The organism is Xanthomonas sp. BRIP62411 (assembly GCF_003993525.1).
Classification (GTDB): Bacteria; Pseudomonadota; Gammaproteobacteria; order Xanthomonadales; family Xanthomonadaceae; genus Xanthomonas; species Xanthomonas euroxanthea.
Window position 1 is genome coordinate 592,731 of sequence record NZ_QEZI01000008.1, and the last position, 24,963, is coordinate 617,693.

The 24,963-nt window shown below is 67.2% G+C and carries 24 protein-coding genes and 1 other RNA gene; 14 read left to right on the forward strand and 11 right to left on the reverse strand.

Going from position 1 to position 24,963, the window contains the following annotated elements; all coding sequences use genetic code 11:
• Positions 1–24: 24 nt before the first annotated feature.
• The 5 genes from EO139_RS06825 to kdgD form a co-directional block, all read right to left on the reverse strand.
• Positions 25–1,296, reverse strand: a complete 1,272-nt coding sequence (locus EO139_RS06825) for an OprD family porin (protein WP_126969864.1) — start codon at positions 1,294–1,296, stop codon at positions 25–27.
• Positions 1,297–1,372: 76 nt separating this feature from the next.
• On the reverse strand, positions 1,373–2,728 hold the full coding sequence (gene gudD, locus EO139_RS06830) for a glucarate dehydratase (RefSeq protein ID WP_126969866.1): 1,356 nt from the start codon (positions 2,726–2,728) through the stop codon (positions 1,373–1,375).
• A 19-nt stretch (positions 2,729–2,747) separates the two neighbouring features.
• Positions 2,748–4,142: an MFS transporter gene (locus tag EO139_RS06835; RefSeq protein ID WP_343136462.1), complete on the reverse strand. Its 1,395-nt coding sequence runs from the start codon at positions 4,140–4,142 to the stop codon at positions 2,748–2,750.
• A 115-nt stretch (positions 4,143–4,257) separates the two neighbouring features.
• Positions 4,258–5,838, reverse strand: a complete 1,581-nt coding sequence (locus EO139_RS06840) for an aldehyde dehydrogenase (NADP(+)) (RefSeq protein ID WP_126969870.1) — start codon at positions 5,836–5,838, stop codon at positions 4,258–4,260.
• A complete protein-coding gene (gene kdgD / locus EO139_RS06845) occupies positions 5,838–6,755 on the reverse strand; it encodes a 5-dehydro-4-deoxyglucarate dehydratase (protein ID WP_115677330.1) in 918 nt (305 codons plus the stop codon). The genes EO139_RS06840 and kdgD overlap by 1 nt, the downstream gene beginning before the upstream one ends.
• A 298-nt stretch (positions 6,756–7,053) precedes the next feature.
• Here kdgD and EO139_RS06850 point away from each other — a divergent pair, with 298 nt between their 5' ends.
• Positions 7,054–7,923, forward strand: coding sequence for a LysR family transcriptional regulator (locus tag EO139_RS06850; RefSeq protein WP_115677331.1), 870 nt, complete (start codon positions 7,054–7,056; stop codon positions 7,921–7,923).
• Between the two features lie 418 nt (positions 7,924–8,341).
• Here EO139_RS06850 and EO139_RS06855 read toward each other — a convergent pair whose 3' ends face one another.
• The 4 genes from EO139_RS06855 to EO139_RS06870 form a co-directional block, all read right to left on the reverse strand.
• Complete coding sequence (locus EO139_RS06855) at positions 8,342–10,513, reverse strand: bifunctional (p)ppGpp synthetase/guanosine-3',5'-bis(diphosphate) 3'-pyrophosphohydrolase (protein WP_104584756.1); 2,172 nt, start codon at positions 10,511–10,513, stop codon at positions 8,342–8,344.
• A 127-nt stretch (positions 10,514–10,640) separates the two neighbouring features.
• The gene (rpoZ, locus tag EO139_RS06860; protein WP_002812428.1) at positions 10,641–10,940 is read right to left on the reverse strand and encodes a DNA-directed RNA polymerase subunit omega; all 300 of its coding nucleotides are present in this window, start codon (positions 10,938–10,940) and stop codon (positions 10,641–10,643) included.
• A gap of 127 nt (positions 10,941–11,067) precedes the next feature.
• On the reverse strand, positions 11,068–11,679 hold the full coding sequence (gene gmk / locus EO139_RS06865; RefSeq protein ID WP_104584754.1) for a guanylate kinase: 612 nt from the start codon (positions 11,677–11,679) through the stop codon (positions 11,068–11,070).
• 112 nt (positions 11,680–11,791) lie between these two features.
• Complete coding sequence (locus tag EO139_RS06870) at positions 11,792–12,652, reverse strand: YicC/YloC family endoribonuclease (RefSeq protein WP_024938120.1); 861 nt, start codon at positions 12,650–12,652, stop codon at positions 11,792–11,794.
• A 109-nt stretch (positions 12,653–12,761) separates the two neighbouring features.
• Between EO139_RS06870 and rph the strand changes: the two genes are divergently transcribed.
• The 8 genes from rph (at position 12,762) to EO139_RS06910 (ending at position 20,462) form a co-directional block, all read left to right on the forward strand.
• A complete protein-coding gene (gene rph / locus EO139_RS06875) occupies positions 12,762–13,487 on the forward strand; it encodes a ribonuclease PH (RefSeq protein ID WP_126944398.1) in 726 nt (241 codons plus the stop codon).
• Positions 13,484–13,876, forward strand: a complete 393-nt coding sequence (locus EO139_RS06880; protein ID WP_126944401.1) for a VOC family protein — start codon at positions 13,484–13,486, stop codon at positions 13,874–13,876. The genes rph and EO139_RS06880 overlap by 4 nt, the downstream gene beginning before the upstream one ends.
• Entirely contained in the window at positions 13,873–14,472 is a 600-nt protein-coding gene (gene rdgB / locus EO139_RS06885; protein WP_164739757.1) for an RdgB/HAM1 family non-canonical purine NTP pyrophosphatase, read from the forward strand. The genes EO139_RS06880 and rdgB overlap by 4 nt, the downstream gene beginning before the upstream one ends.
• A 16-nt stretch (positions 14,473–14,488) precedes the next feature.
• Positions 14,489–15,646 (forward strand): radical SAM family heme chaperone HemW, encoded by a 1,158-nt coding sequence (gene hemW / locus EO139_RS06890; RefSeq protein WP_119127477.1) that lies wholly within the window; start codon positions 14,489–14,491, stop codon positions 15,644–15,646.
• A 221-nt stretch (positions 15,647–15,867) separates the two neighbouring features.
• Complete coding sequence (locus EO139_RS06895) at positions 15,868–18,300, forward strand: DUF1631 domain-containing protein (protein WP_126969872.1); 2,433 nt, start codon at positions 15,868–15,870, stop codon at positions 18,298–18,300.
• Positions 18,297–18,644, forward strand: coding sequence for a PilZ domain-containing protein (locus EO139_RS06900; RefSeq protein WP_104584744.1), 348 nt, complete (start codon positions 18,297–18,299; stop codon positions 18,642–18,644). The genes EO139_RS06895 and EO139_RS06900 overlap by 4 nt, the downstream gene beginning before the upstream one ends.
• 65 nt (positions 18,645–18,709) lie before the next feature.
• Entirely contained in the window at positions 18,710–20,035 is a 1,326-nt protein-coding gene (pepQ, locus tag EO139_RS06905; protein WP_126969874.1) for a Xaa-Pro dipeptidase, read from the forward strand.
• 28 nt (positions 20,036–20,063) lie between these two features.
• A complete protein-coding gene (locus EO139_RS06910; protein ID WP_126969876.1) occupies positions 20,064–20,462 on the forward strand; it encodes an XVIPCD domain-containing protein in 399 nt (132 codons plus the stop codon).
• Positions 20,463–20,618: 156 nt separating this feature from the next.
• On the opposite strand, the gene EO139_RS06915 is transcribed toward EO139_RS06910, so the two are convergent.
• Positions 20,619–21,989 (reverse strand): aminopeptidase P N-terminal domain-containing protein, encoded by a 1,371-nt coding sequence (locus EO139_RS06915; protein WP_126969878.1) that lies wholly within the window; start codon positions 21,987–21,989, stop codon positions 20,619–20,621.
• A 13-nt stretch (positions 21,990–22,002) separates the two neighbouring features.
• Positions 22,003–22,545 carry a YecA family protein gene (locus EO139_RS06920; RefSeq protein ID WP_024938111.1) on the reverse strand — a complete coding sequence of 181 codons (543 nt, stop codon included), beginning with the start codon at positions 22,543–22,545 and terminating at the stop codon, positions 22,003–22,005.
• 237 nt (positions 22,546–22,782) lie between these two features.
• Here EO139_RS06920 and EO139_RS06925 point away from each other — a divergent pair, with 237 nt between their 5' ends.
• The 5 genes from EO139_RS06925 (at position 22,783) to EO139_RS06945 (ending at position 24,909) form a co-directional block, all read left to right on the forward strand.
• Positions 22,783–23,004, forward strand: a complete 222-nt coding sequence (locus EO139_RS06925; RefSeq protein WP_126970033.1) for a TIGR02449 family protein — start codon at positions 22,783–22,785, stop codon at positions 23,002–23,004.
• On the forward strand, positions 23,001–23,300 hold the full coding sequence (locus EO139_RS06930; protein WP_104584736.1) for a cell division protein ZapA: 300 nt from the start codon (positions 23,001–23,003) through the stop codon (positions 23,298–23,300). Before EO139_RS06925 ends, EO139_RS06930 begins: the two co-directional genes overlap by 4 nt.
• A 96-nt stretch (positions 23,301–23,396) precedes the next feature.
• Positions 23,397–23,581, forward strand: a non-coding RNA gene (gene ssrS / locus EO139_RS06935) — 6S RNA.
• 270 nt (positions 23,582–23,851) lie between these two features.
• The gene (locus EO139_RS06940) at positions 23,852–24,442 is read left to right on the forward strand and encodes a 5-formyltetrahydrofolate cyclo-ligase (protein ID WP_126969880.1); all 591 of its coding nucleotides are present in this window, start codon (positions 23,852–23,854) and stop codon (positions 24,440–24,442) included.
• Positions 24,439–24,909 (forward strand): EVE domain-containing protein, encoded by a 471-nt coding sequence (locus EO139_RS06945; protein ID WP_164739261.1) that lies wholly within the window; start codon positions 24,439–24,441, stop codon positions 24,907–24,909. Before EO139_RS06940 ends, EO139_RS06945 begins: the two co-directional genes overlap by 4 nt.
• Positions 24,910–24,963 lie beyond the last annotated feature (54 nt).

Consider the following 24,963-nt stretch of genomic DNA (forward strand, 5'->3'; position numbering starts at 1 on the left):
GCAGGGCATTGGGGGTGGAGTGCATTAGCGGTCGGGGCTGTCGAACTGGCGCCGGTACTGCAGGATCAACCGGTTTTCATCGACATTGCGCTGGTAGTTGGAGCGAAAGGTGCCGTTGAACCAGATGATGCTGAGGTGCTTGAAGCGCTCGCCCTGGAATTGATAGGTGGTCAGCACGTCGCGCGCCCACTCGCGGCCTTCGCCGGCATAGGTGGCCGGCCGTGCCTCGTCGCCGCTGATGTAGCGCGCCATGACGCTGAGGCCGGGGATGCCGATGCTGTCGCCATCGATGCTGTAGCGCAGCTGCCAGCTGCGCTCGCCGCGTTCGAGAAAGTCGTTGATGAAGGTCCAGTTGAAGACGTTGCCATCGGTACCTCCCGGCCAGGGCATCGCGCTGGGCCCGGACAGCTTCTGATAGCCGGCGCCGAATTCATGGCCGCCGCTGCGCCAGGACAGCATGCTGCTGAACATGCGGTTGTCGATCGGGCCGGCGCGCGACCGGCCGACAGCGTCGGTGCGGAAATAGCGCAGATCCACGCGCAGGCGGTCCTTGCCGAACATGTGGGTCTGGATCAGGTTGTAGAGCTGCTGGCGGTAGATGTCCTCCATCAACCCGCCTTGATAACGCAGCTGGGTAGCGGGGGCCAGCGTGTAGGTGGCCGACACCAGATTGAACGCATCCGAATCCGGGGTACCGAGGAAGCGGCGGTTCTTGTTGGTCAGGGTGATCGGCACGCGCGAATCGCCGTCGCGGTACCAGGCGCTGGTAAAGCGGGCCAGCAGCAGGTCGAGCTTCGGGATGTCCTTGGATTCCAGCGTCACGCCCTGAAACGTCTCGGGCATGATGCGGGTGATGCTGGCACGCACCAGCGGCTCGTTGGGAATGAAGCTGCCCCATTTCAATTCGGTCTGCGAGGCGCGCAGCTTGAGCGTGGGCGCCACCCGGACCAGCGCATGCCGGGCGGTGCCGTCGTCGTCGTTGGGCAGCAGGCCGGTGCCGCCTTCGGCGCGTACGCCATCGAGCTTGAAATCGCCGATGCCCAGCAGGTCCAGGCCCGCGCCGATCGGACCGCGGGTGTAGCCGCTTCTGGCATCGACCACGAAGCCCTGCGCCCATTCGGCCCGCTTGCCCTGCCCTTCGCCACTGCGGAAGTCGCGGTTGTAGTAGAAGTTCAGCGCGGTGACCTCGGCGGTGGCGCCCTGCCAGAACCCCTCGTCGGGGTGTTGCGCGCGCGCGCGCCCGGCCGCGCCGACCGCCAGCAGCGCGGCGCCGCTGATTGCCATCATGCGTTTCATTGCTCGGTTCTCCACCTGCGGTGAACGCGCCGCCATGCGCTGCGGCCGGCACTCCGGCAGCAGGCATCGGGACGCCTCAGCGCACCAGGCACGGCCGCTTGTTGTCGAAGGTCCAGTTGGGGATCAGCGCCTGCATGGCGGCCGCATCGTCGCGCACGCCCAGGCCCAGGCTCTGGTAGGTGCGATGCGCGGCCTCCAGCGCGTCCATGTCCAGCTTCACGCCCAGCCCTGGCCTGGCCGGCACCTGGATCTGGCCGCCGGCAATCTGCAACGGAGCGCGGGTGAGGCGCTGGCCGTCCTGCCAGATCCAGTGCGTATCGATGGCGGTGATGCGCCCGGGCGCGGCGGCGGCCACATGGGTGAACATGGCCAGTGAAATGTCGAAGTGGTTGTTGGAATGCGAGCCCCAGGTCAGGCCCCAGTCGCGGCACAGTTGCGCCACCCGCACCGAGCCCTGCAAGGTCCAGAAATGCGGATCGGCCAGCGGGATGTCCACCGACTGCAACTGGATGGCATGGCCCATCTGGCGCCAGTCGGTGGCGATCATGTTGGTGGCGGTGGGCAGGCCGGTGGCACGACGGAACTCGGCCATGACCTCGCGGCCGGAATAGCCCTGCTCGGCACCGCAGGGGTCCTCGGCATAGGCCAGCACGCCATGCATGTCGCGGCACAGCGCGATGGCCTGCTGCAGCGACCACGCCCCATTGGGATCGAGGGTGATGCGCGCCTGCGGAAAGCGCGCGTGCAACGCGTGGATCGCCTCGATCTCGTCCTCGCCGCGCAGCACGCCGCCCTTGAGCTTGAAATCGCGGAAGCCGTACTTCGCATAGGCCGCTTCGGCCAGCTGCACCACCGCCGCAGGCGTCAACGCTTCTTCGTCGCGCAATGCTTCCCACTCGTTGCGTGCAGCGCTGCCGTCGCGGTAACTCAGGCCGGTCTTGCGGCGGTCGCCGATGAAGAACAGATAGCCCAGCACGTCCACCGCATCGCGCTGCTGGCCTTCGCCGAGCAGCGCGGCGACCGGCTGGTCCAGGAACTGCCCCAGCAGATCCAGCAGCGCCGCCTCGATGGCGGTCACCGCATGGATGGTGATGCGCAGATCGAAGGTCTGCAGGCCACGCCCGGCGCTGTCGCGGTCGGCAAAGGCGGTGCGCACCTGGTTGAGGATGCGCTGGTAGTCGGCGATGGAGCGGTTGCGGATCAGCGCAGCCGCCTCGTTCAACAAACCGGCGATGGCAGCGCCGCCAGGCACTTCGCCCACGCCGGTGCGTCCGGACGAATCGCGCAACACCAGCACGTTGCGGGTGAAGTACGGCGCATGCGCGCCACTGAGATTGAGCAGCATGCTGTCCTGGCCGGCGACCGGCACCACGCGGATGTCGATGATGCGCGGTGTGGTGCCGATGTTTGCAGCTGAGGTATGAATGGTCATCAAAAGTCTCCGAAGACGATCAACGCGGTGCGGTGACAGGCGCGGCCGGGCCACCCGGAGGCGCCTTCAATTCGACGCGCTTGATCTCGCCAACCACGGCCAGATAGGACACCACCGCCAGCAGGGCATTGAGCCCGACAAAGACCAGCGCCCACTCGAAGCTGCCGGTGGTGGAGACGATGTAGCCGATGACGATCGGCGTGGTGATGCCGGCGATGTTGCCGAAGGTGTTGAACAGGCCGCCGGACAGGCCGGCGATTTCCTTGGGCGATGTATCGGCGACCACCGCCCAGCCCAAAGCGCCGATGCCCTTGCCGAAGAAGGCCAGCGCCATCAGCCCCACCACCATCCATTCGGCCTGCACATAGTTGCAGCCGATCATCGTCACCGACATCAGCATGCCGACCACGATCGGCGTCTTGCGCGAGACGGTGAGCGAATACCCACGCCGCACCATGCGGTCGGAGACATAACCGCCGAGCACGCCGCCGGCGAAGCCGCACACTGCCGGCAACGAGGCCACGAAGCCGGCTTCCAGGATCGACATGCCGCGTTCCTTCACCAGGTACACCGGGAACCAGGTCAGGAAGAAATAGGTCAGCGTGGTGATGCAGTACTGGCCGATATACACCCCCAGCAGCATGCGGTTGCGCAGCAGTTGCTTGGCGTAATGCCATTGCGCGCCCCTGGGCTGGCTGCCTGGCCTGTTGCCCTGCTCCATGTCCACCAGCGCGCCATTGCGCTGGATGTAGTCCAGCTCCTGCGCAGACAGGCGCGGGTGTTCGCGTGGCGCATAGATGGTCTTGCGCCACAGCAACGCCAGCAGCACACCCACGCCGCCCATCACCAGGAAGACATGCTCCCACCCCCAGGCATGCACCAGCCAGCCCATCAGCGGCGCAAACGCCACCGTGGCGAAGTACTGCGCGGAGTTGAAGATGGACGCGGCCAGGCCACGCTCGGCGGTGGGAAACCAGGCCGCGACGATGCGGCTGTTGCCGGGAAACGAGGGTGCTTCGGCAATGCCCACCAGAAAGCGCAGCACGAATAGCGTGGTCACCGCCCAGGCCATCGGCACCCAGCCGATGAAGCCCTGCAGCGCGGTGAACAATGACCAGATCAACAGCGACAGCCCGTACACGCGGCGCGAGCCGAAGCGATCGAGCAACCAGCCGCCGGGAATCTGCCCGGCCACATACGCCCAGCCGAACGCGGAAAAGATGAAACCCATCTGCAGCGCGTCGATGCCCAGTGCATCCTGGACCGCGGAACCGGCAATGGACAGGGTGGCGCGATCGGCATAGTTGATCGTGGTCACCACGAACAACATCAGCAGGATCAGGTAACGCCTGCGCGGAACCGCCGCTGCGCCGATTGCCGTTGAACCGACCGTTTTTGAATCGATAGCCATCATCGTTCCTCACCTATGACGATGGAAGCGCACTGCGCTTCGGTACTTCGAGTGGGCCTGCGATTGGCGTGCCGGACCCTCCTCCGGCACGCCTCAGGCAACGTTGCGAGCGGGGCGGTCAGTCGTGGCCCAGTGCGCCGTCCACGCGCCGCCATAGGCCCAGCGGATTGCCGTGCGCCACGGCCGCCGGCAACAGCGCCGCCGGCAAATCCTGGTAGCAGACCGGTCGCAGGAAGCGGTCGATCGCCAGCGTGCCCACGGAGGTGCTGCGGCTGTCGGACGTGGCCGGGAACGGGCCGCCATGCACCATCGCGTGGCAGACCTCCACGCCGGTGGGCCAGTCGTTGACCAGGATGCGGCCGGCCTTGCGCTCCAGCACCGGCAGCAGCGCGGCCGCCAGCTCGGTATCGCCGTCGTCCATGTGCAAGGTGGCGGTGAGCTGGCCCTCCAGTTGTTCGCTCAATGCGCGCAACTGGGTGATGTCCTTGCAGCGCACCAGCAGCGACGAGGCGCCAAACACCTCGGCCTGCAGCGCTTCGTCGGCCAGGAAGGCATCGGCATCGGTACCGAACAACGCCGCCGGGCAACGCCCCGTGTCCGCCGCCGCGCCACGCGCCAGCGTGGCCACTCGCGGATGCGCACCCAACCGTTGCACGCCTTGCGCGTACGCCTGGCCGATGCCTGCGGTGAGCATCGGCGCCGGTGAGACTTCCTGCAGCGTTTGCGTTGCGGAGGCGATGAAGGCATCCAGCGCCGGCGAATCGATTGCCAGCAGCAGGCCGGGGTTGGTGCAGAACTGTCCCGCACCCAGGGTGAGCGAGCCGACGAACGCCTTGCCCAGGTCGGACGCGCGTGCCTGCAGCGCCTGCGGCAACAGATACACCGGATTGATCGCGCTCATCTCCGCATACACCGGAATCGGTTCGCGGCGTGCCGCGGCAATCTTGACCAGCGCCATGCCGCCGGCACGCGAGCCGGTGAAGCCCACCGCCTTGATGCGCGCATCGGCCACCAGCTGCGCGCCAATCTCGATCCCCGCATCGAACAGCAGCGAGAACACCCCTTCCGGCAAGCCGCACTGCGCCACCGCGGCCTGGATCGCGCGGCCGACCAGTTCGGAAGTGCCTGGATGCGCGCCATGCGCCTTGACCACCACCGGGCAGCCGGCCGCCAGGGCCGAAGCGGTATCGCCGCCGGCCACCGAGAACGCCAGCGGAAAGTTGCTGGCGCCGAACACCGCCACCGGCCCCAGCGCGATATGGCGCTGGCGCAGGTCCGCGCGCGGCAACGGCGTGCGCTGTGGCATGGCGAGGTCGATGCGGGCCTGCAGCCAGCTGCCTTCGCGCACCACGTCGGCAAATAACCGCAACTGCCCCACGGTGCGTCCGCGTTCACCTTCCAGGCGTGCGCGTGGCAGGCCGCTTTCGCGCATCGCGCGTTCGATCAGCGTATCGCCCAGCGCCAGGATCTGCTCGGCGATGGTCTCCAGAAAGCCGGCGCGCGCTTCCAGCGATGTGTCGCGATAGATATCGAAGGCCGCGTGCGCCAGCGCACAGGCCTGTTCCAGATCCTGCACGCTTGCCGAGCCGAACGCTGGCTGCAACGACGCGCCGCTGGCCGCATCCACGCCATGGAATGGCGCACCGGTGCCTTGCACACAGCGCTGCCCGATCAGCGATTCGCCCTGGATGGCATGCATCAGCGGCGCCCTCCGATCAGTTGCTTGAGGTGCGCAAATTCGGCCTCGGTCAGGTCGGCCAAGGGCGAGCGCACCGGCCCGGCCGGGCGGCCCACCGCACGCATGCCGGCCTTGACGATGGACACCGCATAGCCGGCGCGCCGGTTGCGCAACACCGTGTACGGCAGTACGAAGTCGTTGAGCTCGCGGTAGATGGTGGCGTGGTCGCGGGCGCGCACTGCGGCATAGAACGCCAGCGCCCATTCGGGGAGGAAGTTGAAGATGGCCGACGAATAGGTGGTGACGCCCATTTCCAGATACGGCAGTGCAAAGGTTTCGGCGGTGGGCAGGCCGCCCACGTACAGCAGCCGGTCGCCCAGCCGTGCGTAGATGCGGGTCATGCGATCCACGTCGCCGATGCCGTCCTTGTAGCCCACCAGGTTGGGGCAGCGTTCGGCCACGCGCGCCAGGGTCACATCGTCGAGCCTGGCGTTGGCGCGGCCGTAGACGATCACGCCCAGTGAGGTCGCCTTGCAGACGCGTTCGACATGCTCGGCCACGCCGTCGGCATCGCACTCGGTCAGGTATGGCGGAAACAGCAGGATGCCGTCGGCGTCGCTGCGTTCGGCCGCCTGCGCCATTTCGATCGCGATCGCGGTGCCGTAGCCGGCCGGCGCGATCACCGGCATGCGCCCGGCGGTCTGGGTCACCGCGGCACGCACGGCGCGGTTCACCTCGTCCAGGGTCAGCGAAAACAGCTCGCCGGTCCCGCCTGCGGCGAACAGGCCGGCCGCCGGGTGGGAGGACAGCCAGTCCAGGTTGGCGCGATAGGCCGGCTCGTCAAACGCCAGATCGGCATCGAAATGGGTGACCGGAAACGACAGCAACCCGGCGCCAAGCGCCTGGGCCATTTCGGACGGGGTATATCTGCTGCTCATCGGACAAACGCTCCTAGGCGGGGGATGGGCTGATCCTAGGAACGCAGATCATTGCTGGTCCAAACCAAATTACGTATTGTTTGATACGCAAATTGAATCAATCACGGCACGGATGGTGCGAAAGTGCTGCAAATCGCTGCTTTGCAACGATTTTTCGTAGCCGTCATCGCGGCGGATGCTCGCGTTCGTTGCAGCCGCCTGCGGCGCCTGTGCCGTTTTCAGCCCGGCCCCGCGCGTCGCGATGTTGCACGTGCAGCATCGAATTCGCCCCCACTCCCCACCCAAAGGGACTGCCACCATGTTCGACCTGCCCCAGTTGCGCTGCTTCGTCGCGGTGGCCGACGAACTGCACTTCCGTCGCGCGGCCGAGCGCCTGAACATGACCCAGCCGCCATTGAGCCGCCAGATCCAGCTGCTGGAGCACAGCGTCGGTACCGCATTGCTGGAGCGCAACAGCCGGCATGTGCGGCTCACCCAGGCCGGGCGCAGCCTGCTGGCCGAAGCGCGCGCGATCCTGCGCATGGCCGAGAACGCCGGCCTGCGCGCGCGCCGGATCGGTACCGGCGATGCCGGCAGCGTATCGGTGGGCTTCACCGCCGGCGCCAGCTACCGCTTCCTGCCCGAAGCCATCGCGCGCTGGCGCAGGCAGGCACCGGATGTGGACCTGCAGCTCAAGGAAATGGTCAGCCTGGCGCAGCTGGATGCACTGGACGCGGGGCGACTGGACATCGGCCTGCTACGCCCGCCGATCCAGCGCCCCGGCCTGCACAGTCGTTGCGTGGCGCGCGAGCCGTTGATCGCCGCGCTGCCCGAGGACTCGCCGCTGGCACAGCGGAGCAGCTTGTGCCTGCAGGACTTCGATGGGCAGCCGCTGGTCAACTACGCCCCGGACGAGGCGCGCTACTTCTACGACCTGCTGGCGCAGCTGTTCGGCAGCCGCGGCATCGCGCCACGCTCGGTACAATACGTCAGCCAGATCCACTCGGTGCTGGCGCTGGTGCGCGGCGGCATGGGCATGGCGCTGGTACCCGAGGGGGCCAGCGGCCTGCGCTATGCCGGCATCGTGTACCTGCCGCTGCGCGATGAGGCGCCTGCCACGCCGGTGGAATTGCATCTGGTATGGAAGCAGGACAACGACAATCCGGCGCTGCGCCGATTGATTGCCTGAGCACGGCGAACCCGCGCCTGCGCGATTCAAGCAGGACTGCTCGCCGCAGTCACACAGCAACACCTGCTCCAAGAGCTTCGGCGTCGAGGTTGGCCGACACGCGCACGCCGGAGTGTCCTGAAGGCGGGTGCGGTGCATGCCATCCACGTCCAACGAACACCGCGCAGCGCCGTAACAGCAGGCATGACAAGCCGAGCGCAGACATCGCATCGAACAACCGCCAGGCACACGCAGTCCCCGCCGTCGCGAGCAAGCAGCGCTTCCGCCGCGGCGCCTGCAGTACAACTCACGATGCCAGCACTGCGCTGCATCAACCGTTTCGCCCGCCCTGCAGGACGCTACGCCGCAGAGAGAAAAGCGCAGCGCCTTCGCCGCGAACCGATCCGGGAGGCCGGCCCCCGGGCACGCCCCTGGACGCCTACTGCCGCCCCACGCTCTGCACCACATGCAGCCGCCGCAGCCGGCGCATCACCTCGGCCAGATGGCGGCGGTCGCGCACCTGGATGTTGAAGCGCAGCACCGCGGCGTTGAAATCGCGGTCCAGGTAATCCACCCGCTCGATATTGGACTGGCTTTGCGCGATCGCCGCGGCCAGCTGGGCCAGCACGCCGGTGCGGTTTTCCACCTCGACGATCAGGGCGGTGTCGTAGTCGCCACTGACGCTGGAATCCCAGTCGATCGGCACCCAGCGCTCGGGCGACTTGCGCAGCTCGGCCAGGTTCGGGCAATCCAGGCGGTGCACCACGATGCCCTTGCCGGCGGTGTGGTAGCCCATGATTTCGTCGCCGGGAATCGGCTGGCAACAGTTGGCGAAGCTGATCACACCACGCTCGCTGCCGTCGATCAGGATCTTTTCGTGCGAATGCTTGGAGTGGCCGCCACCGCGCAATTCGGCGTAGGCCATCAGCGCCTGCGCGGCCTGGGTCGGCATCCAGTTGCCCAGCGCCACATCGGCCAGCAGCGCTTCCAGGCGTGGATAGCGATGCTCGGTGAGGAAGGCATCCAGGCGCCCCTTGGGCAAGCGTTCCAGCGAGCTGTCCATCGCTTCCAGCGCGCGATCGAGCATGCGGTGGCCGAGCTGCACGGCATCTTCGTGTTCGAGTTGCTTGAGCTGGTGGCGGATCGCGGTACGCGCCTTGCTGCTGACCACGAACTCCAGCCACTGCGGCTTGGGCGTGGCCGAGCGCGCGGTGATGATCTCCACCGCCTGGCCGCTGACCAGCTTGGTGCGCAGCGGCACCAGTTTCTTGTCCACCCGCGAGGCGACCGCGCGGTTGCCCACGTCGGTGTGCACCGCGTAGGCGAAATCCAGCGCGGTGGAGTTGCGCGGCAACGCCAGGATCTTGCCCTTGGGCGTGAACAGGTAGACCTCGTCCGGGAACAGGTCGACCTTGACGTTGTCCAGGAACTCCAGCGACGAGCCTGCGGCGCGCTGCGAATCGATCAGCTCCACGATCCAGTCGTGCGCGCGGCTCTGCGCGCTGTTGGGCGAGGCAGAGCCGACCTTGTAGGTCCAGTGCGCGGCCACGCCGCGTTCGGCGATCAGGTCCATCTCCTCGGTGCGGATCTGCACCTCGATCGGCGAGCCGTACGGGCCGAACAACACGGTGTGCAGCGACTGATAGCCGTTGGCCTTGGGAATGGCGATGAAATCGCGGAAGCGCCCGTCCAGCGGCTTGAAGGTGGCATGCACCGCGCCCAGCGCGTGATAGCAGTCGGCCACCGAGCGCACCACCAGGCGGAAGCCGAATACATCCATCACCTGGTCGAAGGACTTGTTCTCTTCGTGCATCTTCGAATAGATGCTCCAGGGCGTCTTGATGCGGCTGACCAGGCGATGTTCCAGCCCTTCCTTGGCCAGCCGCTGCGACAGCTGCACTTCCACCTGCGCCATCGATTCGCGACGCACCACCGGCTGGCTGCGGATATGTTTTTCGATGATGGCGTGACGCCACGGATACAGCGCGCGGAAGCCCAGGTTCTGCAGCTCGGACTTGATCAGGCTCATGCCCAGGCGCTGGGCGATCGGCGCGTAGATCTCCAGCGTTTCGCGCGCGATGCGGCCGCGCGCTTCGCTGCTCTGCGCGCCCAGGGTGCGCATGTTGTGCAGACGGTCGGCCAGCTTGATCATGATCACGCGCAGGTCGCGCGACATCGCCAGCAGCATCTTGCGGAAGCTTTCCGCCGCCGCTTCCTGGCGGTCGCGGAACTTGAGCTTGTCCAGCTTGGTGACGCCATCGACCAGCTCGGCCACCGCCTCGCCGAATTCCGAGGCCAGCTCTTCGCGGGTCAGCGGGGTGTCTTCGATGGTGTCGTGCAGGATCGCGGCGATCAGCGATTCCATGTCCAGGCCGAGCTCGGCGAGCACGCCGGCCACCGCGACCGGATGGGTGATGTAGGGCTCGCCCGACTTGCGGGTCTGGCCGGCATGCGCGCTGGCGCCCACTTCCCAGGCACGGCGCAGGATCGGCAGCTGCTCCTTGGGAAGGTAGCTGGCCGCGCGTTCGAGGTGCAGGACGTAGTCGGGGATGGCCTGGTCGGAAGACGGAGACGTCACGACGGTCGCCTGGGCAGTGGGGCCTGGGTTCATGCCGGAAGACTATGCCAGCAACGCAGTCACGGCAAACGTTTGCACGCTGCACGCTGCAACGCGGGCCTGAAACGGAAACAGCCCGCACGTGGCGGGCTGTTCAGATCGATCGCAGCGATGCGGACGATCAATCGTCGTTCTTGGACATGTCTTCGTCGGCGACGACTTCGGCAGCGGCCCATTCCAGCGCTTCGCGCTCGGCACGCTCGCGCTCGGCCTTCTCGACCTCGTCGATCAGTGCGTTGTCGATCCGGCGTGCGGCGATTTCGCGCAGTGCCATCACGGTGGGCTTGTCGCTGGCGTCGGCATTTTCAATCAACGGCTGCACGCCGTTGGCGAGCTGACGGGCGCGCTTGGACGCCATCATGACCAGCTCGAAACGGTTGTTCACGACTTCCAGGCAATCTTCTACGGTAATGCGGGCCATGCGGGCTCCCGGCGACCAGCAACGGCCGCGCATCGAATGAGGGAAAGGGGGCGGAGTGTACGCCCCGGCCGCCGTCACGGCAACCTGGGCCTATTCAGTTTCCTTTGGAATCAGGGGTTTGAGCCGCTCAGTCCAGCAGGGCCCGGATCAGCTCCGCATGCCGCTGCTGTTGCGCCTGCCGGCGCAGCCGGCTGGCGGTGAAGATCGCACACATCTCCGAGACAGCTGTCTCGAACGTCTCGTTGATGATGACGTAATCGAATTCCTCGAAGTGCAGCATCTCTTCGCGGGCGGCAGCCAGGCGCTGCGCCATCACGTCCTCGCTGTCCTGGCCGCGCTTGCGCATGCGCTCGTCCAGCGCCTGGCGCGACGGCGGCAGGATGAACACGCTGACCGCGTCGGGCACCTTCTGGCGCACCTGGCGCGCGCCCTGCCAGTCGATCTCCAGCAACACGTCGTGCCCGGCGGCCAGCTGGGGCTCCACCGATTGGCGCGCGGTGCCCTTCCAGTCGCCGTGCACCAGCGCATACTCGAAGAAGTCGCCCGCCTCGATCATGCCCTGGAACTCGTCGGCGGAGACGAAATGGTAGTGCTCGGCATGCCGCTCGCCCGGCCGCGGCGCGCGCGAGGTGAACGAGATCGACAAGGCGATCTTGGGATCACGCGCCAGGGTGGCGTTGACGATGCTGCTCTTGCCGGCGCCGGAAGGGGCCGCAACGATATAGAGAGTGCCGCGCATTTTAGGAAATAGGGAGTCGGGAATAGGGAATGGGGCACCGCGCCAAGCAAGCAGGCCAAGGGTGAATCGTACCTGCTTTGACGATTCCCCATTCCCGATTGCCTATTCCCGGCTATTCGATGTTCTGCACCTGCTCGCGGATCTGGTCGATCAGCACCTTCAGATCCACGGCGGCGTTGGAGGTGCGGCTGTCCACCGACTTGGAGCCGAGCGTATTGGCTTCGCGGTTGAATTCCTGCAGCAGGAAATCCAGGCGGCGGCCGACCGGCTCGCGCTGCCTGAGCACGCGGCGGATCTCGGCGATGTGGCTGGACAGGCGGTCGAGCTCTTCGTCCACGTCCAGCTTCTGCAGCCACAGCACCAGTTCCTGTTCGGCGCGGCCCGGGTCTACCGGATGCGGCAGATCGGCCAGGCGTGCGGCCAGCTTGGCGCGCTGACCTTCGCGGATGACGGGAATCAGCGTGCGTACCTCGGCGGCGATGCGTTCGATCGCATCGACCCGCTCGCTGATCGCATCGGCCAGCTTGCCGCCTTCGCGCTCGCGCGCGGCCACGAAACTGTCCACCACCTCGTCCAGCAATGCCAGGGCCTGGGCCTGCAACGCCGGTGCGTCCACGTCCTGCACCTGCAGCACCCCGGGCAGCTGCAGCAGATCGGTGAAACCCACCTGCAGCTTGGGGAACATCCCGTCAAGGCGGGTGGCCAGTGCGCCCAGTTCCTGCAGCAGCGATTCGTTGACGGCCAGGGTCTGCGCGTTGTCCGGCGCGCGCAGGCGCAGCGCCAGATCCAGCTTGCCGCGGCTGTTTTTCGCCGCCACGCGCTCGCGCAGCAGCGGCTCCAGCGCACGCAGTTCTTCGGGCAGGCGCACGCCCACTTCCAGAAACCGATGGTTGACCGAGCGCAGCTCGCAACCGAGCGTGCCCCAGGGCGTGATGCGTTCGCCACCCGCAAACGCGGTCATGCTTCGAATCATCGTCAGTCCCGTACCTTCAAAGCGCGAATGGTACCCTAGCGGCCCGCGCTGGCTGACCGCCCCGCCACGCGCCGCCCCAGACCCACCTCCCGACTTCCGGACTCATCGCATGACCTTTTCCCGTCCCAGCGGCCGCATGGCCGACCAACTGCGCCCGGTGCGCATCGAACGCGCCTTCACCCGTCACGCCGAAGGCTCGGTGCTGGTCAGCTTCGGCGACACCCGCGTGCTGTGCACCGCCAGCGTGGAAAACCGCGTGCCCGGGTTCCTGCGCGGCAAGGGCGAAGGCTGGGTGACCGCCGAATACGGCATGCTGCCGCGCTCCACCCATACCCGGTCCGATCGCGAAGCCGCGCGCGGCAAGCAGGGCGGGCGCACGCTGGAAATCCAGCGCCTGATCGGCCGCGCACTGCGCGCCTGCGTGGATCGCAATGCCCTGGGCGAACGCACCATCACCCTGGACTGCGACGTGCTGCAGGCCGATGGCGGCACCCGCACCGCCGCGATCACCGGCGCCTACGTGGCGCTGGCCGATGCGGTGAACCTGCTGCTCAAGCGCGGCGACATCAAGAAGCATCCGCTGATCGGCGCCGTGGCCGCGGTGTCGGTGGGCATCTATCGCGGCGAGCCGGTGCTGGATCTGGATTACCCCGAAGACAGCGACTGCGACACCGACATGAATGTGGTGATGAACGACGGCGGCGGCTTCATCGAGCTGCAGGGCACCGCCGAAGGCCACGCCTTCCGCCGCGACGAACTCAACGCGCTGCTCGCCCTCGCCGAACAAGGCATGAGCGAGCTGTTCGCCCTGCAACGCGCTGCGCTGGCCGGATGAGCCGACGCATTGCCCTGACCACCTTGCTGGTCGCCGACTACGATGCGGCGATCGCCTGGTACACCGGCGCGCTGGGTTTCCAGGTGTTGCAGGACCGCCCGCTGGACGATGGCAAGCGCTGGGTGGTGATCGGCCCGGGCGGCGCACAGGATGCCGCGCTGCTGCTCGCGCAGCCGGGCGACGACGCCCAGCGCGCGCGTATCGGCGACCAGACCGGTGGGCGGGTGGATCATTTTCTCTACACCGACGACTTCTGGCGCGACCACGCGGCAATGCAGGCGTTCGGCGTGCAATTCCTGGAAACCCCGCGCGAGGAACCGTACGGCACGGTCGTGGTGTTCCGCGACCTGTACGGTACCAAGTGGGACCTGCTGGAGCCCAAGCAATGAAACACCTGGTCCTGGCCAGCGGCAACGCCGGCAAGCTGGAAGAACTGCGCGCCATGCTCGCCGACCTGCCGCTGCGCATCGTGGCGCAAGGCGAGCTCGGTGTGGAGGACGTGCCGGAAACCGGCCTGACCTTCGTCGAGAACGCCTTGATCAAGGCGCGCCATGCCAGCGCCGTCACCGGCCTGCCCGCACTTGCAGACGACTCCGGCCTGATCGTCGATGCCCTCGGCGGCGCACCCGGCCTGTACAGCGCGCGCTACGCCGGCAGCCCGACCGATGCACAGGCCAACAACGCCAAGTTGCTCGATGCCCTGCGTGAGGTGCCGGCCGAGCGCCGCAGCGCGCGGTTCTACGCGGTGATCGTGCTGCTGCGTCACCCGGAAGATCCGCAACCGCTGATCGCCGAAGGCAGCTGGGAAGGGGTGATCACCACCGAACCGCGCGGCACGGGCGGCTTCGGCTACAACCCGGTGTTTCTGGATCCGGTGCATGGCCTGACCGCTGCGGAAATGGATACCGCGTTGAAGAACCGGCTGAGTCACCGTGCGGTGGCATTGGCCACGTTGCAGCACAAGCTGCACGCCCTGTCGCTGTGAACCATGGCCTGATGCAGTGCCCGACCTGATTCCACCGCCGCTGTCGCTGTACGTGCACCTGCCCTGGTGCGTGCGCAAGTGCCCGTACTGCGACTTCAATTCGCATGCGGCCAAGGGCGTGCTGCCGTTCGAAGACTATGTGGATGCGTTGATCCGCGACCTGGATGCGGACCTGCCGCTGGTGTGGGGGCGCGTGGTGCATTCGGTGTTCTTCGGCGGCGGCACCCCGAGCCTGTTCCCGCCCGAGGCGATCGACCGCTTCCTGCAGGCCGCCGCCGCGCGGCTGCGCTTTGCGCCGAATCTGGAAATCACCCTGGAAACCAATCCAGGCACCGCCGAGCATGGCCGCTTCGACGGCTATCGCGCCGCCGGGGTGAACCGGCTGAGCTTCGGTGTGCAGACCTTCGACGACGTGGCGCTGCAGCGGCTGGGTCGCATCCACGACAGTGCCCAGGCCGAGCGTGCAATCACGCTGGCGCAGGATGCCGGCTACGACAATTTCAACATCGACCTGATGTATGCATTGCCCGAGCAGACCCTGGCGCAGGCCGAGCGCGATCTCGAACGCGCGTTCGCGTTGCAGCCCACCCATCTGTCGCATTACCAGCTCACGCTGGAGCCGAACACGGTGTTCTTCGCGCGGCCGCCCAAGGGCATTCCCGACGACGATGCGGCCTGGGATATCCAGGAACATTGCCAGCGCCTGCTGGCCGAGGCCGGCTATGCGCAGTATGAGGTGAGCGCCTACGCCAGGCCCGGGCGGCAGTGCGCGCACAACCTCAATTACTGGCGCTTCGGCGATTATCTGGGCATCGGCGCCGGCGCGCACGGCAAGATCAGCTCCGGTGCCGAACAGCATGTGTTGCGACGCTGGAAGCACAAGCACCCGCAGAGTTACCTGGCCAGCGCCGGCAGCACGGCATCGATTGGTGGCGACGAGATCGTGCCGCGCGAGCGGCTGCCGTTCGAATACATGCTCAACCTGTTGCGCCTGCACGAGGGCTTCGCGCTGCGCGACTTCGAAGTCTCCACCGGGCTGGCGGCGTCGGTCATCGAGCTGCCGGTGGCGCGCGCGATTGCGCAAGGCTGGATGACCGCGCAGGACGGACGCGTGGTGCCGACCGAGCTGGGCCGCCGCTTCACCAATGACGTGGTCGAGCTGTTTCTTGCCTAATCACGGCGATCGCGGCGCGGCACAGCAGCCAGCACGCCGCGCCATGATCGGTAGCGCACGCGACGGCACTGGCGCGCAGATCCAGCGAGTCGTGCCATGCGCGCCGTCCGCGTCAGAGTGGCGACCGGATCTGGCCAGGCACGTCTCGCGGCCGCGCGGTCGCTGACCGATGGGAAAACGTGCTACATAACGCACGCCTCGCACCGAGCCCGCCTTCACGGATGTCCACTCCCGCCTTTTCCCTGCAGCACACGCCCAGCGGCCCGATCGCCGATGCGCCGGTTTCCGTGCGCGGGCGGCACCTGCTTGCCGCGCTGCACGCCCATTGCGTGCAGGCGCTCAGCGGGCCGCTGCGGCTGACCGTCGTGGAGCTGGAACGTGAGCTGCTGCATCAGGCCGAGCATGCACGCAGCAGCCAGATCCAGGCCGAAGCCTATGCGCAGATGCGCGGCCTGCGCGATCACATCGATCTGTTTCCGCAGGCGTTCTTGCAGCAGCTGGCGCAGGACCTGGCCACGCTGCGCGATCGCCCGTCGCTGACGCCGGCAGCCGACGCATCAGCGCAAGCGCATCCGCAGATGCTCACCCTGGTGGAAGACACCGATATCGACCGCGATATCGTGCTCAGCGAGATTGCCCGCCGCGAGACCTCCCGCCGCGCCGATGCGCTGCAATTGCTGGCACAGCGATTGGCAGTAATCGGCGCGGTGCCCGAATTCGAACTGGAAGCCGTGCCGCTGGGCCCGTACGCCGTGTGCCGCGTGCTGCGCCAGTGCGGCCAAACGTTGGGATTGAGCCTGGATGGGCAGCTGACGCTCTACCGCGTGTTCGAGCGTCAGGTGGTCGAACGGTTGAACGATCTGTACGAGCGTGCCAACGGCGCACTGGCGCAGGAAGGCATCCTGCCGGGACTGATCTATCACCCCTATCTGGTCAAACCCACCCAGGTGCAGACCCGGCGCGCCACGCCTGCATCAGCCACCGCAGCGATGGATGCTGCGGCCACCAGTGGGCGCGCGATGCCGCCGCGCGGCGGGCGACCTGCAACCGGCTGGAGCGGGCAGTCCGCACCGACGCCGTGGCAGAGCGCCTTGCTAGATCCGCCCGCTGTTCCGATGACACTGGCAACGGCCACCTACGGTGAGCAGGCGACACCTGCACTGAGCAATGCAGTGCTGGCGCTGGGCGGCCTGATGGCGTCGGCGCGGCAGTCGCAGGCGGCCAGCGAGGTCGGCGCAGCGGCGACTCAAGAGGCTGCACAGCACGGCGCAGCGCCTGCGACAGGCGCGCAGGCAACACCTGAGAAAGCATCGGCCCAGCGTGCCTCCACGGCCGTGCCCAAAGCCGCCCTCGGCGACGCACTGGCCAGCCTGCAGGGCGCGCTGGCGGCGCAGGCGGCGGCATCGCCGCAGCCTGCCGGCATCGATGCGGTGCAGCGCCAGGTGCTGGCGTTGCTGCGGGCCCAACACGGCCCCGAGGCTGCGCTGTCGCCGCAGGACACCGACACCTTCGATCTGCTCGGCCTGCTCTACGCGCAGATGCAACGCGAGGTCCGCCCGCAGACCCCGGCGCAGGCCCTGCTCGCCAAATTGCAGGTCCCGGTGGTGCGCGCGGCGTTGGCCGATACGCATTTCTTCGTGCGCGACCAGCACCCGGTGCGCGAATTGCTCAACACCGTGGCCGAATCCGGCGCGGTCTGGCTGGGCGAGGACGATGTCGACCCGCAACTGCTGCACAAGCTGGGCAGCGCGGTGGACAGGATCGTCACCGACTATCAGGGCGACGAGGCCGTGTTCGCCGCGGCCAACGACGAGATCCAGACGCATCTGCGCACGCTGGCCCGCAAAGCCGAGGTCGCCGAGCGGCGCCATGTGGATGCGGCGCGCGGCAAGGAGCGGCTGGAGTCGGCCAAGCAGCAGGCCGAGGCGCGCATCGAGCAACTGTGCGAGCAGAGCGCCCCGCCGCGCTTCGTGCAGGCGCTGCTGCGTCAGGCCTGGTCGGACGTGCTGACGCTGACGCTGCTGCGCCAGGGCGAGCAGTCGCCCGAATGGGACGAGCGTCAGGCGCTGACCACCCGCATTGCCGAAGTCACCTGCCGCAGCAAGGGGCAACCCGCCGACATCGCGCTCGGCACCGAGATCGACACCGCGCTGCTGCAGGTTGGCTACCACCACGATGAAGCGGCGGCGATCGCGCGGCGCCTGTCCACGCCCGGTGGCGAGGACGAGATGACCTCGCGCACCGAACTCACCGCCAGGCTCAAGACGCGCACGCGGCTGGGTGACCAGGGCGACAGCGCGCCGCGCAGGGACATCGCCACCGCGCGTTCGCCAGCCGAGGAGGCGTGCTACACGCAGCTGCGTAGCCTGCCGTTCGGCAGCTGGTTCGAATTCGTCATCAACCAGCAGGGCGACCTGCGCCGGCAACGGCTGTCCTGGTATAGCCCGATGACCGACAACGCGCTGTTCGTCAATCAGCGCGGACAGAAGGTCGGCGAGCACTCGCTCGATGGCCTGTCGCGGCTGATGGCCGGTGGCCAGGCACGCTTGCTGGTCGAAGAGAAATCGCGCCTGATCGACCGCGCCTGGCATGCCACCGTGCGCACGCTGCGCAGCCTGGCCGGCCAGTCGCCCGCTGCCGAGGCCACCCGATGATCCAGGACACCCGCCGCGCACCGCGCCGCCAGCCGTCGGACCTGGTACCGGTGACCGACATGCTCAGTGAGGCGCAGATCGGCCGGGTGGGCAATGTCTCGGAAACCGGCATGCTGCTGCTGGCCTCGGTTCCGCTGCAGGATGATGCGCTGTATCAATTGCGCTTCAGCCTGCCCGAGCGCATCGGCCGCGCCACCGAGATCGACGTCGGCGTGCATCTGTTGTGGACCGAAGCCGCGCACGCACCCGGACAGGCCTGGGCCGGCTTCCGCTTCCTGACCATGTCCGAGCCGCATCGCCAACGCCTGCGCGCCTGGATCGCCGAAGAACACATGCTGGGCTGAAGGACAGCATCACCACGATTACGGCAAAATCGCGCCCTGTCTTTGCATTGCCGATCGAGTCCCGCATGCCCCAGCCGTCCTTGAGCCACCTGTATTCCGACCACCTGCGCACGCTGACCGCGCGCGCCGACGAGGCGCTGCAACGCGGCGGCTTCGACCACCTGGTCGTGCCCAGCGGCAGCCTGCATTACCAGGTGTTCGACGACCGCGATTACCCGTACGCGGTCAATCCGCAGTTCAAGGCCTGGGTGCCGCTGACGCGGGTGCCCGACAGCTGGCTGGTCTACACCCCGGGCAAGCGCCCGACGCTGATCTTCTGCCAGCCATTGGACTATTGGCATGTGGTGCCCGACGCCCCCAGTGGCTGGTGGGTCGAACACTGCGACATCCACATCATCCGCACCCCGGACCAGGCAGTGGCGCTGCTGCCCAGGCAGATCGAACGTTGCGCCATCCTGGGCGAGGCGCAGAGCGCGCTCGGTGCCTATGTGCCGAACAACCCGCAGCCGGTGCTCGATTACCTGGAGTATCAGCGCGCCTTCAAGACGCCCTACGAACTGGCCTTGCTGCGCATCGCCCAGCAACTGGCGGTACGCGGCCATCGCGCGGCCGAAGCGGCCTTCCGCGCCGGCCAGAGTGAGTTCGGCATCCACATGGCCTATTGCGCCGCCGTCGGCCAGGACGCCACCGAGCTGCCGTACGGCAACATCATCGCGCTCAACGAACACGGTGCAGTGCTGCACTACACCGAGCTCGGCCAGCAGCCGCCGCAGCCGCTGCGCAGCTTCCTGATCGATGCCGGCGCATCGGCCTACGGCTATGCCAGCGACATCACCCGCACCTATGCCGCCGACCCCGGCAGCGAATTCCAGGCGCTGATCGATGCGGTCGATGCCGCGCAGATCCGCATGGGCCAGAACGTGCGCGCCGGGGTGGATTACAAGCAACTGCATGTGGATGCGCACCTGGCTTTGATGGGCATCCTCAAGGACTTCGGCATCCTCACCGTGTCGCCGGAAGCTGCGCTCGCCACCGGCGTCAGCGCCGCGTTCTTCCCGCACGGCCTGGGCCATCTGATCGGCCTGCAGGTGCATGACGTGGCCGGTTTTGCGGCCAGTGACCGCGGCGGGCGCATCGAACGCCCGGACGGCCACCCGTATCTGCGCCTGACCCGCGTACTGGAACCGGGCATGGTGGTCACCATCGAACCGGGCGTGTACTTCATCGACATGCTGCTGGACGAAGTGAAGAAAAACGGCCACGCCGCCAGCGTCGACTGGGCGCGCGTTGCGCAGTTCACACCCTACGGCGGCATCCGCATCGAAGACGAGGTGGTATGCACCGATGGCGCCGCTGAAAACCTGACCCGCCCGGTGTTTGCCGCCCCCTGAGTCATTTTGCACAGCACGGAGCATTGCCATGCACGATCCACGTCAACCCTCGCATCCCGACCACCCGATGTACCAGCAGATCCAGCGCGGCGTGCATGCAATCGATGCGGCACATGGACGCGCATCCGACCAGACCAGTGATCGGCTCAGCGCAGCGTTGCTGCCACTGGCCAAGGAAGGCGGCCTGTCGCGCGTGGACCACGTGCTGATGAGCGAGGCCAACCACCGCGGCGTGCACGGCGGCGAAAACGTGTTCGTGGTGCAGGGCGATCCGGCCAACCCGGCGCATCTGCGCGCGCACATGAAGACCGAGCAGGCATTGCGCACGCCGGAAGAGCAGTCGTTCGCGCGCGCGCAGCAGCTTTCCGCATCGAGCGAGCAGGTCCAGCAGCCCGAGCGCACCCAGACACCGCAGCTCAGTCAATAGCACGGCCTCGCAACAGACGGCCCGGCGCGGCATGCCTGTGCGGCGCCGGGCAGAGCGTGTCTTGAGTAACAACGCCGGCGCAATCGCACGCGCCGGGCAATCGGAACACCACCTGCAGCGCGCGCGTTGCCTTGCAGCGCAATGCAACGATCCGCGTCAGGTCCGCTCACCATCGGCGTTGCCGCGCCCTGCACCCAACGCGTCGCGATCCGCCATCTCCGCTTCGATCTCCTCGGCGCTGCGTGCCAAGGCATCGGTCAGCACCCGATGGCCGTCGGCGGTGATCAGCACATTGTCTTCGGTGCGGATGCCGATGCCGCGCCACCTGGCCTCCACCGTGGTGTCGTCGGCGGAGATGTAGAGCCCCGGCTCGATGGTGAACACCATGCCGGGCTCGAGCAGACGCGAGTCGCCGGCCAGCCGGTAGTCACCCACATCGTGCACATCCAGCCCCAGCCAGTGGCCGGTCTTGTGGCGATAGAAGCGTTTGTAATGGCCATCGGCGATATTGCGCTCCAGCTTGCCCTTGAGCAGGCCCAACTGCAGCAGCCCCTCGGTCAGGGTCTGCACCGCGGCCAGATGCCCGGCTTCGTAGGCCACGCCGGGGCGCGCCTGTGCAAGTGCGGCAGCCTGCGCCGCGCCGACCAGATCATGCAGCGCGCGTTGCGCGGGGGTAAAACGGCCGTTGACCGGGAAGGTGCGGGTGATATCGGCCGCGTAGCCGCGGTATTCGGCACCGGCATCGATCAGCACCAGCTCGCCATCGCGGCTGCGCGCATTGTTGGCGCGGTAATGCAGCACGCAGGCATTGCTGCCGGTGCCGACGATGCTGCCATACGCCGGCCAGGCATCGGCGGCGCGAAACGCGCGCTCCACCTCGGCCTGCAGTTCGTACTCATGCATGCCCGGCCGCGCCATCCGCATGGCGGCGCGATGGGCGCGCACGCTGATGTCGGCGGCGTGTTGCATCAACGCGATCTCGTCGCGCGACTTGAACAGCCGCTGCTCGTGCAGCAGATGCCCGAGCTCGAGGAATTCGTGCGGCGGCTGCGCGCCGTGGCGCACCTGCTCGCGCACGCGCTTGAGCCAGCCGATCAGCTTGAGATCGAAATCCACGTCGCGCCCGAAGTGGTAATAGACGCGGCTGCGCCCCTCCAGCAGGCCCGGCAGGATCTCGTCGACATCGTCGATGGGATACGCATCGTCCATGCCGTAGCGCTCCACCGCGCCTTCCTGGCCCTCGCGCGGGCCATCCCAGGCTTCGCGCTCGGCATCGCGCTCGCGGCAGAACAGGATCGCCTCGCCATGCTTGCGGCCCGGCACCAGCACCAGCACCGCCTCCGGCTCGGGAAAGCCGCTCAGGTACCAGAAATCCGAATCCTGCCGGTACGGGTAGTGGGTGTCGTGGCTGCGCACCCGCTCGGGTGCGGCCGGCAGGATCAGGATGGCCTGATCGCCGGCCATCTGCATCAGTTGCTTGCGCCGACGCGCGTACTCGGCCGCGCCGATCCCGGTGAGCTTCTTCATGGCGCAGACGCGGTCAGTTCAACCGTTGGCGGAAGCGCGGCCCCATCACGCAGTCGCCATGCAGCAACAGCACCGCCACGCGCACGAACTCTTCGATCTCGGCCAGGGCGGTGTCGTCCTCATCGGCCGCATCGAAATCGTCGCTGGACGCCTGCGCCAGCCGCGCTAGGTCCTGCAGCGCCTCCTCGCCCTCTTCGGTCAGTGCTGGGCGCTGCTGCGCCGCCAGGCCGAAGCCGCCCAGAAAGGCGCGACACCAGTCGAACAAGGCATCGGTGCGCGCCGCCAGCGGTGCACCGTCGTCGATCAACAGCAGCTCGAAGGCGAAATCGCGGTCTTCCAGCTGCGCCACCGTGGCCTGACGCATCTGGTCCAGCGCCCCGCCCTGCCTGGGCGCCACCTGCGCGGTGTCGGCCAGGATGCGCGCCAGCCAGTCGCCGCTGTCGGCACCCCCGCCGGAAAGCCACCCGCACAATCCACCATGCAACTCCGCTGCGGAGGAAGCCAGCTCCAGCTGGCGACTTTCGTTTTGCACGGCGGTTACATCGGGCAGATCCATCGGGTCATCCAGGCTGAGAACAGAAGGTACCGGCACGGGCGCCGGCGATGTGACTCCCCAGTGTATCAAGGCACCCTGCATCGGCCGCCAGCGGTACGTTCCATGCAGCGTTCCACGCACATGACGCCGGCTGGGGCGAGGCCCGTGGCAGCCCTTGTCGGGATTGGCCCGACGGCAGGTGAGCGGGCGGCAACCGGGCGCTTGACCGGCGCGCGCGCGCGCGCCTATCGTGAGCAGATGGACAACGCCGCTGCCCTCGCCCAGATCCGCGCACTTGCCGCCCGTGTGGAGACCCTGGTCGAGCGTAGCCAGCGGTTGACTGACGAGAACCGCAGCCTGCGCCATCAGCAGGAACAGCTGATCGGCGAGCGCGCGCAGCTGCTGACCAAGAACGAGCAGGCGCGCTCGCGCGTGGAAGCGATGATCGTCCGCCTGAAATCCCTGGAGCAGCACACGTGAGCACCAACGAGCCGGTCAGCGTGCGCATCCTGGATCGTGAATACACGGTTGGCGTCACTGCCGAGGAACGCGAGAGCCTCACCGCCGCGGCGCGCCTGCTGGATCTGCGCATGCGCGAGATTCGTGGCAGCAATCGCATGGCGGCGGTAGATCGCGTGGCGGTGTTGGCCGCACTCAATCTGGCGCACGAATTGCAACAGCTGCGCGAGCAGCAAGCGCTCTACGACCGTGAATTGGCCAATACGCTGGACAGCTTGAATCGCCGCCTGGACAGCGTCTCCGACACACCGCGTTGAGGTGCGGTTCGCACTGTCGTCGCAAATATGAACTTTCAATTGCGCCGGCCGACGAATGGGCTAGCCATCGCGCAGCAGAGGTCTATACTTCACCTGCGTTCTCTGCTGTAAACGACAGCGTGCAAAACATTCGCCTTGTCCCTTAATTACGACCACGGGGGCGCGACGAAGCCGGGAGTGCAAGTCCGCCTTGTAGCGGGAAGCCCGATGGCCTCACAACGTCCCCACTTGAACCCCGGGTTCAAGGTCGTTTCGCCCGCATCGTTCACGGCGGAGAATGCAAATCTGAAACGGCGCCTTCGGGCGCCGTTTCTTTTTGTGTGCCTGAAACATGCGGCATGTGCACGCAGCGTGGCTGCGCCACTGCTGCGATCACTGCGCCCGGACATGATGCGCGCATGCGCGACGCGCAACCCGGCCACCGCTTCACGCACATGCGCCCAGCGACAGGCCAGAGCCGTGCAGGAGCTGGAAATCCGTCGATACACACGCACTAGGCAGGCGCATCCACGCCATCGACAATACCGGCCCGCCTATCGCTGCGAGACACCATGACCAACGACCGAGACGCCTTGCGCCAGCAGTTGCGCGCGCTGCGCCGCAGCCTGCCGGCGACGCAGCGACTGGCAGCCGCCGATGCGCTGGCCGAGCGCCTGCTGGCGCTGCCGTTTGCGCCGCAGACCGGTGCGGTGGCCGGGTACTGGGCGATGGATGGCGAAATCGCGCTGCACCGTTGGCAACTGAGTCTGCCGGCCGGCGTGCGTTACTGCCTGCCGGTGCTGGACGGGCGCGTGTTGCGCTTTGCGCCGTGGCGGCCGGGCCAGGGCCTGGTCAGCAATCGCTACGGCATCCCCGAGCCGGACGTGGAACGCGCCGACCTGCTGGCAGCCGAGGAGATGGCGCTGGTGGTCACGCCGCTGACCGGTTTCGATGCGCAGTGCCGGCGGCTGGGCATGGGGGGCGGCTGGTATGATCGCAGCTTCGCGTTCCGGCATCGCCAGACGCCGCCGCCCTGGCTGGTCGGCGCCGGCTTCGCCGCGCAGCAGTTGCCCACCTTGCCCACCGAATCCTGGGACGTGGCAGTGGATGCGATCTGCACCGAACACGCCACCTTCCTGAAGGACGACGCCGTTTCCGTATGACTGCCCGCAAGCGCTACTGGTTGATGAAGTCCGAGCCGGACACGTTTTCCATCGATGATCTGGAGCGTGTCGGCACCGAGCCGTGGAACGGCGTGCGCAATTACCAGGCACGCAACTTCATGCGCGACGGCATGCATGTCGGCGACGGAGTGTTCTTCTACCACTCCAACTGCAAGGTGCCGGGCATCGTGGGCATCGCCAAGGTTGCCAGCGACGCGTATCCGGACGACACCCAGTTCGATCCCAAGTCCGACTACCACGACCCCAAGGCCACCCGCGAAGATCCACGCTGGATGCTGGTGGACGTGGCCTTCGAACGCAAACTCAAGCGCACGATCGCACTGGACGAGATCAAGCAGCAGGCCGATGCGCTGGGTGAAGGCTTCCCGCTGATCGCCCGCGGCAACCGCCTGTCGATCCTGCCGGTGACCGCCGCGCAGTGGAAATTGCTGCTGGCGATGGAATAGCCGGGATTGGGGATTGGGGATTGGCCCATTGCCCGCCCGCGTTGCACCGCTTTG